We start from the raw sequence: 15,557 nt of genomic DNA, 5'->3' as shown, positions 1-15,557 counted from the left end.
CACAGACGACTGGTTTTACGATTGAAGCACAGCTGCAGAAGTATTCGATTGAGCAGGAAAGGTTGGAAAGGAGGGCAGCTTATTTTGCAGAAAACGCAGACACTTAGAATGTACACGGGTGAAAACAGAAGATTGTATGTGACAGTGACTTCATGTGATGAGTTACCCTTTCAGATTACAGATGCGCAGTATGAATTCTGGAATTGCGATATGGATATGTGTGAGGCAGAAGGTACCTGTGATGTGGATGGTCATGTGCTTAGAATTTCAGTTTGCCCGGCGAGACCCGGCATATATAAAGTTATATATTTTTTGAAAATTGCGGATGAAACTGTAATCTGTAGGGCGATGATAAACGTGAGTGAAGCATAGATAGAGATAGGAAGGTGAGACTGGTGGCATTGACTGAAAAACAGAAAAGGTTTTGTGATGAGTATCTGATTGATTTGAATGCCACACAGGCTGCCATCCGTGCAGGGTATTCAGAGAAAACGGCAAGACAGACAGCAACTGAAAACCTGTCAAAACCTTACATCAGAGAATACATAGATAAAAGACTGGCAGAAAAAGATGCTGAGCTTATTGCAGATCAGGATGAGGTACTAAAATACCTTACTTCTGTTATGCGAAGAGAAAAGAATGAGCACATCGTGGTAACGACCAGTGAAGAAAAAACGACCTATGTTCCGGACGAAACAGGAAAAGTACGAAGACAGACGGTAAAAAAAGAAGTTCCACAGATTGTAGAAATACCGGCGAAGCTGTCTGATGCGAATAAGGCAGCAGAATTGCTCGGAAAAGCACATGGGCTGTATACAGAAAAAATCGAGACAGACGTTGATATGGAACTCAATATTAAAATTGATTATGGGGATAGCAATGAAAATTAAAAGATTTGCGATTGAGAGAATACCGATTGAGGTTGAATATGTAAGAACAATAGCAGGAAGGTTGTTTTTGCTAGCTCATTTTCATAAACTGATAAAGTATGTGAAGATGCAACTGGTAATAAACGATATTCCGGTGTGCAAATCTATTTACAGGTTATACATTCCACAAATAGAGGTAAAAAAGCATGATGAAAGATAAGGTTGTTGAGATATTAGGAACGCTGTACACAATACATTTTGATGTGCCGGATGGAAAGATGCCTGAAGGTGCTGATGGTTGCATGGATCAGAGCATTCATCAGATCAGAATTGCAGAATTTGAATCTGACAGAAATACAATTCAGGATATGGATTCATACAGAAAGAAAGTATTAAGACATGAAATTATTCATGCTTTTTTATATGAATCAGGAATGTGGAACAATAGCGGAAGCACAAACTGTTGGGGAATGGATGAAACAATCACTGATTGGATCACTATTCAGTCACCAAAGCTGTTCAGGACATTCAAAGAAGCTGATTGCTTATGAATATAAACGTTCAAATGAATCCGGGGTTCAAGGAGGTTGACCAGAGCCATAAACGCTATATTGTCATGAAAGGATCGGCAGGATCAGGAAAATCCGTTGACACTGCGCAGAATTATATCCTGCGACTAATGAAAGATAAAGGCAGGAATCTGGTCTGTATTCGAAAATCTGATATTACGAATCGTGACAGCACGTTTGCTGAGCTGACTGGTGCTGTGTATCGGATGTTTGGGGATAAGGTTGACCGGTACTGGCAGATTAACATGTCACCGTTGAAATTGACCTGCCGGGCAAATGGGAATCAGATTATTTTTCGTGGCATGAATGATGAGAAACAACGTGAAAAACTGAAATCTATCACATTTCAGCGTGGAAAATTGACAGATGTATGGTGTGAGGAAGCAACGGAGCTGACGCAGGCAGACCTGGAGATCATTGATGATCGTCTGCGTGGTGAGCTTCCGGAAGGACAATTTTATCAGATTAGACTGACCTTTAATCCGGTGAATAAAAACCATTGGATAAAAAAGGTCTTTTTTGATATTCCGGATCCGAATGTGTTGACACATCACAGCACCTACCTGATGAACCGGTTTATAGATGATGCATATCGTGCCAGAATGGAGAGACGAAAGATTGTTGATCCAGAAGGCTATCAGATCTATGGTCTCGGTGATTGGGGTGAGATTGGTGGTCTGATTCTTCATAACTGGGAAGTGCGTGAGTGCAGTCAGAATATATCAGATTATGATGATTTCGCAATCGGGCAGGACTTTGGTTTTAACCATGCTAATGCTATCCTGCCACTCGGTTGGAAGGATGGAAATATTTATATTCTGCGTGAATTGTATGGATTTGAAAAAGATACTGCTGAATGGATTGCAGAAGCAAATGCTGCGGGAATTCCGAAAAAGCGGCAGATGTGGTGTGACTCAGCGGAACCGGATCGAATCAAAATGTGGAAAGATGCAGGATTCCGGGCAAAGGGAGTAGACAAAGGCGGCTCTGCCGGATCCGTGAAAGCACAGATTGAATGGCTGAAGGGAAGCCCGGATCCGAAGGACAAAAGCAAAGTGATTGCTCGAAAAATATTTGTGGATCCATCCTGCACCAATACAATAAAAGAACTGCAGCAGTGGAAATGGAAAAAGGATGAAAAGACAGGCGAACACCTGGATGAACCGGTGCCTGTAATGGACGATGCCATGGCAGCGCTGCGATATGGAGTAGAAGGCTGGCGGAAGGCAAAACGCTGGCTTGTATAAAGAGAGAATTGCCAGAAAGGAAGAAGTATGCTGACAACAGAAGAAATAAGACAATTCATGGAAGAAGATAATGTTTCCCAAAAAAAGCAGTTCGCCAGAAAAGGGCAGGAATACTACGATGGCGATCATGATATAAGACATTACAGAATGTTTTATTACAACGAGGACGGAAATCTGGTTGAGGATAAAACACGCAGTAACGCAAAAATATCGCATCCGTTCTTTACAGAGCTGGTGGACCAAGCAGTGCAGTATATTCTTTCTGGTGCTGATGGATTTGTAAAAACAGATGAGCCAGCATTGCAGAACGAGCTGGATAAATATTTCAACCAGAACGAAGATTTTATTGCAGAGCTGTCTGAAACGTTGACCGGATGCCAGGCGAAAGGCTTTGAATATATGTTCGCTTACCGGAATAAAGAAGACATGCTGTCTTTCATGTGTGCGGATTCAATTGGCGTAGTGGAAGTCAGGGAGAAAGATACTGACGATGGCTGTGCTTATGTGATTTACTGGTACATTGACCGCATTGATAAAGGCGAAAAGGTAATCAAGCGCATTCAGGTATGGGATTCTGAGAAAGTATATTATTACGTCCAGAGCGATGAAGGAGAGATCATACCGGACAAATCCGCAAAAATCAATCCAAAACCACATATTACATACCAGAAAAAAGGGGATAAAGCCATTTACTACAAAGATTTTGGCGTTATTCCTTTTTTTCGCTTGGACAACAATAAAAAACAATTCAGTGGATTAAAGACAGTAAAAGATATCATCGATGATTACGATCTGATGGCTTCCGGGCTTTCCAATAATCTGATTGATTTCGATCATCCGATATATGCAGTCAAAGGGTTCGAAGGTGACGATCTTGGCGAACTGCAGCAGAATTTGAAAACAAAGAAAATGGTTGGCGTAGATGATGATGGCGGCATAGAGGTATATACCGTAGATGTCCCGTATCAGGCCAGAGAGACAAAGTTAAATCTGGATGAGAAGAACATCTATCGCTTTGGAATGGGATTGAATACCGCCAGTCTAAAGGATACCAACGCAACCACCAACATTGCAATTAAGGCTGCATACTCTTTGCTGGACCTGAAATGTTCAAAACTGGAAATTAAGTTAAAACAGATGCTACGCAAACTTGTGAAGCTGGTAATCGATGAGATTAATGAGAAAAACAAAACTGCGTATCTGACCAGCCAGGTACATTTCGATTTTAGCCATGAAGTAATGTCAAATGAACAGGAAAATGCGCAGATTGCTTTGAATAATGCACAGGAGCAGCAGACACGTATTAATACACTGCTGTCACTGGCAGCACAGCTTGACAATGAAACACTGATGAAAAATATCTGTGATGTCCTAGATATCGATTATGAGGAAATCAAAGATAAGTTTCCTGATCCAGACGAAGCAGACAATGATTTGAGTAGGGCGCAGAACATTTTGGACGGGGTGAAGGCAGATGACGAAGGAACAAAAGGCGGTACTCCAGAGCCAACTGAATAGAGAAAAGAGAACGCTGAATGAACTGAAACAGGTATACCGGCGGGCATTGATGGACTGTGAAAAGAAAATCATGGAGCTGTCTGCTAGAACCGATCTGGAAAATCTGCAATCTATTATCTACCAGACGCGGTATCAGGAAGCAATACGGCAGCAGCTGGAGGGAATCTTGACAGCATTGCAGTCTGATTCCTATTCGACAGTGTCTGATTACCTGTCCCGGTGCTATCAGGATGGCTATATTGGTGTGATGTATGATCTGCATGGTCAGGATATTCCGCTTATCATGCCGATTGACCAGAAAGCTGTGGTACGGGCAATACAGACAGATTCCAAGATCAGTAAAGGACTGTATAACCGGCTGGGAGAGGATGTTGGAAAATTAAAGACATCTATTCGGGCGGAAGTGTCCCGGGGAATTGCTGCAGGTTTTACCTGGAATGAAGTGGCTAAAAAGTTGGCAAAATCATTTAAAACCACAGAATTTTCAAAAGCTTACAATAATGCAATGCGGATTGTCCGGACAGAAGGGCATCGGATACAGATTCAGTCAGCTATGGATGCACAGCAGGTGGCAAAGGACCATGGTGCAGACATCGTAAAACAATGGGATGCAACATTGGATGACAGAACCAGAGAAACGCACCGGATGCTGGACGGTCAGATCAGAGAACTGGATGAGCCGTTTGAGGTTGGTGGAATGCAGGCAGATGCGCCGGGAATGTTTGGAATCGCTGCACAGGATTGTAACTGCAGGTGCGCACTGCTCCAACGAGCCAGATGGGAACTGGATGAAGATGAGCTGAATACCTTGAAAGAACGTGCAGAGTTCTTTGGACTTGACAAGACAAAGGATTTTGAAGATTTTAAGGAGAAATATTTTAAAGCAGCGGAGCAGTATGAGGACAGAAAAGAAAAAACGATAAAAAATAATGTAGATGCTGCAGATATTCTCACACAGGAAGAAACAATTGAAAAGGCAAAGAAATACGGTCAAGAATTATTGGATGATGTTTCGGTATTAAAATATGATAATGGTGATCCAATTACAGACTATTTGAATTTTAAGTTAAAATATGATGCTTTGCCGAGGGTGATTTCTGATGCAGAATTTGAAAATGAAAAAGTAAAAAAACAGGTTTGGTACCGGGGAGTTGCAAGCACTTCTGACATGTCTGCAAAAGATATGGTAGAAGCGTTTAAATATGGAAAAATGTATGCTGGCCGCGGAGTTTACGGATATGGTACCTATGCAGATAAAGATAGGAAAGTAGCAGAACTCTATGCTGGCAAAGATGATTCTGGTCGAATTATTGAAATGTTATTAACAGATGATGTAAAAACAGTTGATTTTGTAGAAATATTTACAGAATACGAAAAAACGGGAATTCCCAAAATTGTTGGCAATAAACCAGAGGCATATCAGGACATTCTTGGAAATGTTGGAGCTTATGCTGCAGTCAAAGGTTATGATGCAATTCTTTTAAATGGTTTTCAGAATAAACAGCATGTGGTAATATTAAATCGTGGTAAAGTAATCGTTAAGGAGTGATATGGGATGAATAGACAAGATGTGGAATGGAGCAAATTTGCTTCTGGATTGCTTGGCTATATTGATGCAGGACTTAGCAGGTTTATAGAAACAGATTATAAAATCGATTTAAATATGTCGATGGGGGAGATTCTTCATGAGTTACAGGAAAGTACCAGCATAGATCAGCTATCATCCGATTTGCAGCGTGTGGCAAAAGAATATGAACGGCATTCTAAAAAGCAATAAAGTAAAATGAAAATAGTTGAAGCCATACAAAAAGACGAAGAAATTAAAACGTTAAAAAGGGAGTACAAAGAAAAATATCATAAGAATGCTTCACCATATAATTATGATCAGTTTAAAGGGCTGGATGATTATAAAGCATATCTGCGGAAGCAGTTGGAGAAATAAGTATGATTGATTTATATTTGAAAATCAAAATCGGATGCTTTGTCATATCGGTGATATTTTATGTGGTATGCATCATTTATACAGTTTGGAAAAATAGACACTGATACCACTGGTCAGAAATGGTTGGTGGTATTTTTGATGGAGAAAATAAGTATGGATAACACAGTATATATTGGAGTAGTAGATACGAAGAAAAAGAGCCCATCATGTGATGTGGAAAACTCCGTTGTGTATGCAAATTCTACAATTACGAACAGATATTCAGGGATTGCCAACAGATTGATTACGTCTTTATGTGTTCAGGAATGTCTGGATAATGCAGAACGGTTTCGTATTGAACATGCATTATGGGATACGGGTGCATCTGGCTCGTGTATTTCAGAGCGGATGGCAAGAAAGATGGGGCTGCATCCGGTTGATACAGGGGTGGGGATAAGTTCAATCGGGCAGCAGGATATTTTATATTATATCGTTGATGTCCGATTGTCAGATGACATTGTATTTAAAAATATGAAAATTGCAGGCTTCCCTTTGGAAAATCACAATGTGGATTTTATAATTGGCATGGATATCATTGCGAAGGGGAATCTGACAATCAGAAACAATAACGGAAAGACGGAAGTAGAATTTTCAATTTAATAAATAAGTACAGGATAACACATAGCAATATGTGTTATTTTTATACCCATTTTTAAGAAAGGAAAAGGTAAAAGAACATGATTATCACAGGAATGGCACACTTCGAGAGTGTTGCACAGAAGAAACTTGTTGAATGGTACCACAAGAACAGACCGGAGGTACAGATTGATCTTGGCAATGTTTATGTTGTATGGACATGTAAAACGCTCCAGAACTATAAATGCCTGGCATCAACCACAATTAGTGGGGACGGCATCTATGCGGAGTACACCTATAACGGCGACAAACAGGAACTGTATGAAGATGTATACGGCAAGTTAACCAATACATGCCATACAGAGGAGTAGGAGGTAGACATGAAAAAATTATTTATCAGCCAGCCGATGGGTGGCAAGACTGACGAGGAAATCAAAGCAGAACGAGCCAAAGCAATTGAATCTGCATCTGAACTGGTAGGAGAATCGGTAGAAGTGATTGATTCCTTTTTTCAGAGCGCACCAGTCGGTGCAAAACCACTGTGGTTTCTTGGGAAATCACTGGAGCTTCTGGCAGATGCAGACGTAGCTTATTTTGCACCAGGATGGGACGATGCCCGTGGATGCATCATCGAACACGATTGCGCCATTGCATATGGAATCAAAAGTATTGTCGCATAGAAAGGCAGGTGATCCGAATATCTCCCAGCTATGGGTAAAATAGCATGCAGCACCCGCAAGGGTGTTTTTCTTATGTCCTGAATCATGACAATAAACTGATTCATGTCATATTCGTCAGTGATGACGTAAAACATCAGCAAATATCAACTGTAATCGAGACATAACTCGTAAAAATTGTAGGATGAAAGGAACAATGAGATGACATTAGAGGAATTATTAAAAGGACAGAATCTTACAGACGAACAGGTAACCGCAATCATCGATGGTATGAAAGAAAATAAAATCTTCACAGCTTCAGAGGAAAATTTGGACATCAGATACGGAAAATTAAAGACCGATCATGATGCTTTGGCGGTAAAGGATGCAGAAAGCCAGAAATTGATCGAAGAACTCCAGAAAGCGACAAAAGGACAGGACGCTGTTCAGGCAAAGATTACAGAGTATGAAGCAACCATTGCGCGGCAGCAGGAAGAACTGCAGCAGGCAAAAACGGAAGCTGCATTAAAGGTGGGACTGCTTTCTGATGGAGCAAAGGCAACTGACATCGATTATCTGATCTTCAAACTGAATCATGACAGCGACTGGAAGCCGGAACTTGGCGAGGACGGTCAGATCAAAGGATTCAAAGACAAAATGGAGTCACTGAAAACGCAGTGCCCGAACCAGTTTGAGACAGCTTCCGGTGATGGTGATGACGGATACAAACGCATGGATGATGGAAAGCTTCCGGGTGGCGATGATCCAAAAGATTCTGTAACAAAAGAGGATTTTGCAAAGATGGGCTATAAATCCAGAGTGGAGCTGAGAGAAAGCAATCCGGATTTATATGAAAAACTGACAAAGTAAAAGAAAGGATGAATGAGAATGGCAGATTTAAGCAAAACTACAACCCTTGTAAATGGTGACGTATTTGATCCGCAGGTTGTGTCTGATATGATCAATGCGAAAGTGGAAAAGAAAGCGGTAATGACCGGGTATATCACAGTGGATAATACATTGCAGGGACAGCCGGGCAGCACGGTGACAATTCCAAAATGGGGTTACATCGGTGAAGCAGAGGAGTATGCAGAGGGAGAGCCGATCGACAAGAGCAAAATGGCATTTACTACAGCATCTTATGGTATCAAGAAAATCGGTAAAGGTGTCCGCCTGACAGACGAGGCGCAGCTTTCCGGTTATGGCAACCCGATGGGAACAGCGGTCAACCAGATTGCAATGTCTATCAGCGAAAAGCTGGATAATGATCGTGTAAAAGTCATGTATGAGTCTCCGAATATCGTAGATGATACATCTGCAGTGATCAAATATACCGCAATCGTTGATGGTGTGGATAAGTTCGGCGAGGAAGAGGACAGCAAAAAAGTAATTTTGATCCACTCCAAACAGAAGACGCAGCTTCGAAAAGATCCGGATTTCATTTCCGCAGATAAATACGAGTCTGGTGTGATGGTAAACGGTTCTATCGGCAGAATCGCAGGCTGTGATGTTGTAGTATCCAACAAAGTGGAAAGCTATAAAGAATGGTACAAGATCGACAGTGCCGGTAAAGAGGTTGTAGAAAGCGGCGGAGACGGCAGTACTAAGTTCAATCTCTCAGATGTTATCAAATCCCTTCCGTTTGCGAAAGTTGGTGACAATGTAACAAAGGTGACTACAGAAGCATTTTTCAATCCGATCATCAAACTGAACAATGATGCCGAGACAGAGGATGATATGCCGGCAATTACTTACTTCCTGAAGCGTGGAAACCTTGTGGAGCATGACCGCGAACCGGGTGTTGCTGACGATATTGTCTGCACCGCTTATGGAATGCCGGCATTAACCAATGATGAGAAGGTCGTAATTTTAAAGGTTAAAGCCTGATCAGAAAGAGGTGAGCTCCGATGATTATGTCAGTGGAAGAATTCCGGATATACGTTCCAACGGCAGAAAATATGGATGATGGTGCCCTGAAAGGAAAATTACAGGCAGTGGAGCTTCTGATCCGGAAATATACGAATAATAATTTTCAGGATAGGAATAGGCGCTTTTATACTGGGATAGCAGATGGAGTATTCACCAAAGCATATCCATATATCAAAAAAGGGGATACAGTTCAGATTTCAGAATCAAAACTGAATAATGGGCTGTATCTCTTTTCAAATAATATGGAGCTTATGGATGAAGAACATTGCATGGTGACAAAAGTAGTGTACCCGATGGATGTAAAAATGGGAGCTGCGAATATGTTGAAATGGGATCTTGAGAACCGTGATAAGGTCGGAATACAGTCTGAAACAATCTCACGGCACGCTGTGACGTATTTCAACATGGATGGTGACAATTCTACCGTCGGATATCCAAAGTCCCTGGTAGGCTTTTTAAAGCCTTACAAGAAAGCACGATTCTGAAAGGTGGTGGAAGGATGATAGGTGGAAATACAATCGCACAGCTGCAGATCAGTACATCTGAGAAAACTGAAATTGGTGCCGGAGTGAAACGCTGGTCAACGGTTTTGGAACTTTCCGGATTTCTGGATCTTTCTTCCGGTGACAGCAAATACACCACCTACAATGCCAAGGTGCAGGAATCATCTCATATTTTTATCTGTGACTGGAAGCCGGTTGATGTGTCGATCAAGGCGGAGAACAGCCGGTTGCTGGTAAATGGCAGTGCATATGATGTCATGCTGATCGATGATCCGATGGGGTTACACCGGCAGCTTGAAATCTATCTGCAGTACAGAGGTGGTCAGTAATGTCAGTGAAATTTGAAGATAATTCCATCAAAGTAAAGGCTGCGTTAAATCATGCCACTATCCAGTGGCTGTACGAAGCATCCGGTGAACTGGAAGCGCAGGTAAAGCGGAATACCAGAGTTGACACGGGACAGACAAAAGGTTCCTGGACCTATAAGGTGGATGAAGCAAACGGTGAGGCAATGGTCGGCAGCCCGCAGGAAAATGCGATCTGGGAAGAGTTTGGAACCGGCCAGTATGCATTGAATGGTGATGGCAGAAAGACAGAATGGAAATATAAAGACCGTTCTGGAAATTGGCATACCACAACCGGTAAAAAGCCAACCAGGGCACTGAATAAGGCTTTCAATTCGTCGAAAGTGAAATTGAAGAAGCTGCTGGAAGCAATGCTGAAAGGAATGGGATAATGACAAATGCAGGATTAAAATTTATAAATGATGCAATGGCATCAGCACAGATTCCATATGAATTTATGGAATATACATCATCCATTGATTCCATTTCTGCATACTGGGTAGGTGAATATAACGAGGTTGAGTCATTTAACGAAGACGGACAGCAGGAAACGCAGTTTATTCTGACCGGCACGGGAAAAGAATGGGATGAACTGGAAGCGCAAAAGAACAAAATCAAAAAGTTATTCCCTGGCATACAGGGCAGAAGGGCAATTCTTGGGGATGGATCAGGGATTGCTGTTTTTTATGGAAATGCATTCCCGATTGCAACGGTGGATGGATTCCTGAAACGGATACAGATTAATTTAACAGTGAAAGAATGGAGGACAGAGTAAATATGGCAGCAGATTGGACTGAATTTGCAGTATCAGGTGTATCAGAGACCACACCGCAGAACATCATGCTTGGTGCAGGTACTTTGTATAAGAATTTTACCTATGAAAAAGCGCAGAACAAATGGAAAGGAACGATCCTTGGTGCGACTTCCGGTGGCAATAAGCTGACAATCAAACCGGAGACAACGGATATCCCTGTTGATGGTGTTACAGTCAAAGCAAAAGGACTGGTTCAGAAGATCGGTGAGACAGCACAGATTGAAACAAATATGGTGGAGATCACGAAAGAGTTCCTGCAGTCCACGGTGATCGGACAGACTGGAACATCGGAAGACGCCAGATTTGATGTGATCGAATCCAAGGCACTGATTGAGGATTCTGATTATATCGAAAACTTTGCCTTTGTAGGATTTAAGACAAACGGCAGCCCGATCATTATCGTCTTTGATTATGCAATCTGTACAGATGGTCTTGAATCAGACAACAAAGACAAGGAAGCGTCTGTGATCCCGGCAACCTTCCAGTGTGTGGCTGATCTGGTAGCTGGCGGCAGCACAAATAAGCTTCCGTATCATATCTATGTGCCGAATGCATCTGCAACACAGGCCACACAGGGAACACAGAAAGCGGTAAAAGCGTAGGAGGTAGTTGAACAATGAGTGAAACAGTTGTAGAAACAGTTGAATCAACAGTTGATGAAACTGAAAAGAAGTATGAGTTGAGACCGTTGGCAGCTTCTGACCTGGGAATGGTGTGCAAAATCATTTCTGAAATCGGTGTGAGACAGTTCAAAGAGTGTTTCAATGTCGACCAGATCAAAGAAAGCATGAAAGCAGATGCGGATGGAGCTGAAGAAACAGAAGATTCCAAGGAGGCAAAGGATGCAAAACTGGAATCCATTGGTTTCAGTGTAGTATTTGACATTGCCGGTATTGTGATTTCCAATATCCCGGCAGCAGAAGCTGATATTCAGAAATTCATCGCTTCTCTGACCGGATTGAGTGTGCCGCAGGTACGGGCATTATCGCTGGCAGACTATGGCGAGATCATTCTGGATGTGGCCACAAACGAGGATTTCAAAGATTTTTTCAAACGTGTCATGAAATTGTTCAATCGATAGGATACATCAAATATATGGATTTGCTGTCTCAAAGATATGCAGATCCATATTTGATTTTAGATGATTTTATTCGATTGCAGCAGCTTCATGGTTTTTTGGAAACGATCATGCAGAGCATTGCAGAAGAAAAGGTGCAGGACATCCGGTGGGAATATTATCTGCATAAGGTATGGGATATGTCCTTTGAAGAGTATATTGCAGCCTGCGACAGAGAAGCAAGGCCAGCGCAGACACCGACATTGGAGAAGGAGGACATTGTGCAGATCATCGAGGATTCAAACAGTATTCTGGATGGATTTGTATTGGAACCATAATTCTGAACATGGAAAGAAGGTGAGAAATAGTTGGAATTATTTAAACTTTTTGGAACGATTGCCATAAATAACGGCGATGCAAATAAGGCGATTGATGATACGACAGGGAGAGCTGAGAAATCCGAATCCAGAATGAGCAGTGCTTTTAAAAAGATTGGTGCTGCGATCACTACCTACTTTGCAGTAGATAAGTTGGTTTCCTTTGGAAAATCCGTAGTGGATACCACAGCCTCTTTTGAAGATGGCATGCTGAAAGTACAGTCCCTGTCTGGGGCAACGCAGGATGAGTACCAGAAGTTGTCTGATGCAGCCTTAAATTATGGCTCCACAACGGCTTGGACGGCTAAAGATGTTTCAGATGCAATGGGTTACATGGCTTTGGCAGGTTTTGATACAAATGAAATTCTGGAATCGACATCCGGAATGCTTTCTCTGGCATCTGCATCCGGTGAAGATCTGGCTACGGTTACAGATATTCTGACCGATTCCATGACGGGATTTGGAGACAGCGCATCGGATGCAAGTCGATATGCGGATGTACTGGCTACGGTCCAGGCAAAGTCAAATACCACAGTCGGTGATCTGGGAGAAGCATTTACCTATGTTTCTTCACTGGCAGGTACCTATAAGTATTCTCTGGAAGATGTATCGGCTGCCTTGGGAACGATGGCAAATGCCGGAGTAAAAGGCTCCATGGCAGGTACTTCGTTATCCAGTATCATTACTCGACTGGGAACCAATACCAGTGGTGCACGAGATGCAATTAAAGCACTGGGAGTTGAATTTTACAACCAGGACGGTACAGCCCGTAGCCTGGGAGATGTCATCAAAGATCTGTGTGATGCGACAGAGGGCATGGATGTGGAACAGAAAGCCGCTCTCGCATCAACGGTGGCCGGTGCGGAAGCACAGAAAGGCTTACTTGCCATTTTAAATCAGGGATCCGGAGCATATACAGATCTTCAGGAAAAGCTGAATAACTGTACCGGAGCGGCCAATGATATGGCTTCCAATATGGAGGCTGGTCTTGGCGGAGCCATCAGAAGTATGTCATCTGCATGGGAAGGGTTCAAAATCAATCTGGGAGAGAAATTTGAGGAACCTCTTGGAAATGCAATCCGGAGTGCAGCATCCTGGCTGTCAGAAACGGCGACACCGAAGCTTATGGATTTTATTGACCGGGCAGTGGAAGGATTCGGAAAATTAAAGGAACACCTCCAGCCGGCCGTTGACAAGATAAAGGATGCATTTGATCATCTGGTCACAGCTCTCGCACCGATCAAAGAGAAAATAGATGAATATGTATCCAGCGGCAAGGCAGCGGAGGATGCATCAAATCTATTGGATACAGCATTAGATCTGGTTGTTGGTGCAATTGAATTGGTTGCAGATAGTATCAATGTCCTGAGTAATTTTATCGAAAATATCATTCAGGGATTCAAGGACATGAAGCAGTGGTGCAGCGAAAATAAGACTGCGTTGGAATTATTGGCAGTGGCAGCAGGAACGATTACTGGATTGATCATTGCGGCGAATGCCGGTCAGATTGCCCTGAATGCAACTATGGGAATTGCAAATGGCCTACTGATTGCCGGATCCGTAGCGGAAGGTATCATGAGCGCAGCAACCACCCTCTGGTCTGGTGTGTGTACCGTAGCTACCGGGGCAACCACGGCTCTTGGCGCAGCATTTACATTTCTTACATCACCGATTGGTCTTATCATCATTGCGATTGGAGCGGCGATTGCAGTAGGAATCCTGCTGTATAAGAACTGGGACAAGATCAAGGAAAAGCTGTCTGAACTTTGGAAACATGTCAAAGAGATATGGGAGAAGATCCGCACAGCGATTGTTGGGAAAATGGAGGAGATCAAAGAAAAAGTCGAAAGCGGATTCAATGCGGTCAAGGAAACGGCGGAGAACATCTTCAACGGAATCAAAGATTTTATTTCAACAGTGTGGGAAGGCATCAAAAATGTAGTAAAATTTGCACTTTTATTCATCGGTGAGCTGATGTCTGCAGTTTTCCAGATCATTACCGTTCCGTTCCGGTTCATCTGGGAGAACTGCAAAGACACTATCATTGAAATCTGGGATGCAATCAAAGAAAAAATTGATACCGTAGCAAATGCAGTAAAGGATGTGATCGAAACCGTATGGAAGGCCATTGTGGACTTCCTGACACCTATTCTGCAGGCGATATATGAACTGTTCCAGTTTGTATGGGACAAGATATCAGCAGCCATCACAACGGCGCTGACGATCATACAGACGGCAGTGACGACCATATGGAATGCCATCGTAACATTCCTGACACCGATCCTGGAAACAATAAAGGGAGTTATCCAGACAGCCTGGGATGCTATCAAAGCGGTGATCACGACTGTACTTGGAGCGATCCAGACAGTAATTACAACGGTATGGAACGCGATTAAAACGGCAATATCGACGGTACTGGATGCCATCAAGTCAGTGATCACGACCGTGTGGGATGCTATCAAGTCGGTTGTTACGACGGTAATGGGTGCCATTAAGGGAGTGTTCACGGCCGCATGGGATGCAATAAAAACAGTTGTAAGTAATGCAGTTAATGGAGTAAAAAATATTCTGCGGGATAAGCTGAATGAAGCAAACGAGGTTGTAACGAATGTACTTGGCAAGATTAAAGATAAGTTCAAGGAGATTTTTGATAAAGTAAAAGATGTTGTCAAAAATGCCATCGATAAGATCAAAGGCTTTTTCGATTTTGAATGGTCTTTGCCGAAGTTAAAATTGCCGCATCCGAAGATTGAAGGCGAGTTTAGTTTGAATCCTCCATCAGTACCGCATTTTAGCATTGACTGGTATAAAAAGGCAATGAATGATCCGATTTTAATGACAAAACCGACTGCGTTTGGAATTAATAATGAAGGACAGATCATGGCTGGCGGTGAGGCCGGCGATGAAGTTGTAAGTGGTGCTTACAAGTTGAAAATGATGATCTCAGATGCGGTGGCGGAACAGAATGAAGGTATGATAACAATCCTTTCCAAAATTCTTGACGCAATTCTTGCCATTGATGAGAATATGGGCGGAAATCTGCGGCAAGCACTGGAAGGGGCAAGTATTGCGATAAATCGAAGAGATTTTGCACGGTTAGTAAACGAGGTGAAGTAA

21 protein-coding genes are annotated in these 15,557 nt (G+C 42.5%); all 21 read left to right on the top strand.

Translation table 11 applies throughout. The features are described from left to right. Nucleotides 1-84 precede the first annotated feature (84 nt). Nucleotides 85-372, top strand: a complete 288-nt coding sequence (locus HMPREF0373_RS13115; protein ID WP_022035352.1) for a hypothetical protein — start codon at nucleotides 85-87, stop codon at nucleotides 370-372. Nucleotides 373-395: 23 nt separating this feature from the next. Further along, nucleotides 396-890, top strand: coding sequence for a terminase small subunit (locus tag HMPREF0373_RS13110; RefSeq protein ID WP_022035353.1), 495 nt, complete (start codon nucleotides 396-398; stop codon nucleotides 888-890). Nucleotides 891-1,075: 185 nt separating this feature from the next. Beyond that, nucleotides 1,076-1,420 (top strand): hypothetical protein, encoded by a 345-nt coding sequence (locus HMPREF0373_RS13100; protein WP_021740229.1) that lies wholly within the window; start codon nucleotides 1,076-1,078, stop codon nucleotides 1,418-1,420. Then, on the top strand, nucleotides 1,417-2,685 hold the full coding sequence (locus HMPREF0373_RS13095; RefSeq protein WP_021740228.1) for a PBSX family phage terminase large subunit: 1,269 nt from the start codon (nucleotides 1,417-1,419) through the stop codon (nucleotides 2,683-2,685). Before HMPREF0373_RS13100 ends, HMPREF0373_RS13095 begins: the two co-directional genes overlap by 4 nt. 27 nt (nucleotides 2,686-2,712) lie before the next feature. Beyond that, nucleotides 2,713-4,203, top strand: a complete 1,491-nt coding sequence (locus HMPREF0373_RS13090) for a phage portal protein (protein ID WP_021740227.1) — start codon at nucleotides 2,713-2,715, stop codon at nucleotides 4,201-4,203. Further along, complete coding sequence (locus HMPREF0373_RS16120) at nucleotides 4,160-5,752, top strand: phage protein F (protein WP_021740226.1); 1,593 nt, start codon at nucleotides 4,160-4,162, stop codon at nucleotides 5,750-5,752. Before HMPREF0373_RS13090 ends, HMPREF0373_RS16120 begins: the two co-directional genes overlap by 44 nt. Nucleotides 5,753-5,758: 6 nt before the next feature. Beyond that, nucleotides 5,759-5,980, top strand: coding sequence for a hypothetical protein (locus HMPREF0373_RS13080; RefSeq protein WP_021740225.1), 222 nt, complete (start codon nucleotides 5,759-5,761; stop codon nucleotides 5,978-5,980). Nucleotides 5,981-5,986: 6 nt separating this feature from the next. Next, complete coding sequence (locus HMPREF0373_RS16820; RefSeq protein ID WP_021740224.1) at nucleotides 5,987-6,145, top strand: hypothetical protein; 159 nt, start codon at nucleotides 5,987-5,989, stop codon at nucleotides 6,143-6,145. A 153-nt stretch (nucleotides 6,146-6,298) separates the two neighbouring features. Then, nucleotides 6,299-6,784 (top strand): retropepsin-like aspartic protease, encoded by a 486-nt coding sequence (locus tag HMPREF0373_RS13075; protein WP_022035354.1) that lies wholly within the window; start codon nucleotides 6,299-6,301, stop codon nucleotides 6,782-6,784. A 77-nt stretch (nucleotides 6,785-6,861) separates the two neighbouring features. Continuing rightward, a complete protein-coding gene (locus HMPREF0373_RS13070; protein WP_021740222.1) occupies nucleotides 6,862-7,131 on the top strand; it encodes a DUF6275 family protein in 270 nt (89 codons plus the stop codon). Nucleotides 7,132-7,140: 9 nt separating this feature from the next. Then, nucleotides 7,141-7,440, top strand: coding sequence for a TIR domain-containing protein (locus tag HMPREF0373_RS13065; protein WP_021740221.1), 300 nt, complete (start codon nucleotides 7,141-7,143; stop codon nucleotides 7,438-7,440). 198 nt (nucleotides 7,441-7,638) lie between these two features. After that, nucleotides 7,639-8,286, top strand: a complete 648-nt coding sequence (locus tag HMPREF0373_RS13060) for a phage scaffolding protein (protein ID WP_021740219.1) — start codon at nucleotides 7,639-7,641, stop codon at nucleotides 8,284-8,286. 18 nt (nucleotides 8,287-8,304) lie between these two features. Beyond that, nucleotides 8,305-9,303, top strand: a complete 999-nt coding sequence (locus HMPREF0373_RS13055) for a N4-gp56 family major capsid protein (RefSeq protein WP_044964438.1) — start codon at nucleotides 8,305-8,307, stop codon at nucleotides 9,301-9,303. Between the two features lie 20 nt (nucleotides 9,304-9,323). Then, a complete protein-coding gene (locus HMPREF0373_RS13050; protein WP_021740217.1) occupies nucleotides 9,324-9,830 on the top strand; it encodes a hypothetical protein in 507 nt (168 codons plus the stop codon). A 14-nt stretch (nucleotides 9,831-9,844) separates the two neighbouring features. After that, nucleotides 9,845-10,177 (top strand): hypothetical protein, encoded by a 333-nt coding sequence (locus HMPREF0373_RS13045; RefSeq protein ID WP_021740216.1) that lies wholly within the window; start codon nucleotides 9,845-9,847, stop codon nucleotides 10,175-10,177. Next, on the top strand, nucleotides 10,177-10,584 hold the full coding sequence (locus tag HMPREF0373_RS13040) for an HK97 gp10 family phage protein (RefSeq protein WP_021740215.1): 408 nt from the start codon (nucleotides 10,177-10,179) through the stop codon (nucleotides 10,582-10,584). Before HMPREF0373_RS13045 ends, HMPREF0373_RS13040 begins: the two co-directional genes overlap by 1 nt. Next, nucleotides 10,584-10,967, top strand: a complete 384-nt coding sequence (locus HMPREF0373_RS13035) for a hypothetical protein (RefSeq protein ID WP_021740214.1) — start codon at nucleotides 10,584-10,586, stop codon at nucleotides 10,965-10,967. The genes HMPREF0373_RS13040 and HMPREF0373_RS13035 overlap by 1 nt, the downstream gene beginning before the upstream one ends. 2 nt (nucleotides 10,968-10,969) lie before the next feature. After that, nucleotides 10,970-11,608: a hypothetical protein gene (locus HMPREF0373_RS13030; protein ID WP_022035356.1), complete on the top strand. Its 639-nt coding sequence runs from the start codon at nucleotides 10,970-10,972 to the stop codon at nucleotides 11,606-11,608. Between the two features lie 14 nt (nucleotides 11,609-11,622). Further along, nucleotides 11,623-12,087 carry a hypothetical protein gene (locus HMPREF0373_RS13025; protein ID WP_021740212.1) on the top strand — a complete coding sequence of 155 codons (465 nt, stop codon included), beginning with the start codon at nucleotides 11,623-11,625 and terminating at the stop codon, nucleotides 12,085-12,087. Between the two features lie 14 nt (nucleotides 12,088-12,101). Then, nucleotides 12,102-12,401 carry a hypothetical protein gene (locus tag HMPREF0373_RS13020; RefSeq protein WP_021740211.1) on the top strand — a complete coding sequence of 100 codons (300 nt, stop codon included), beginning with the start codon at nucleotides 12,102-12,104 and terminating at the stop codon, nucleotides 12,399-12,401. Between the two features lie 30 nt (nucleotides 12,402-12,431). Continuing rightward, nucleotides 12,432-15,557 carry a phage tail tape measure protein gene (locus HMPREF0373_RS16115; RefSeq protein WP_021740210.1) on the top strand — a complete coding sequence of 1,042 codons (3,126 nt, stop codon included), beginning with the start codon at nucleotides 12,432-12,434 and terminating at the stop codon, nucleotides 15,555-15,557.

Origin of the sequence: Eubacterium ramulus ATCC 29099 (genome assembly GCF_000469345.1) — a bacterium.
Classification (GTDB): Bacteria; Bacillota; Clostridia; order Lachnospirales; family Lachnospiraceae; genus Eubacterium_I; species Eubacterium_I ramulus.
This window is presented reverse-complemented; position numbering and strand designations above follow the sequence as displayed.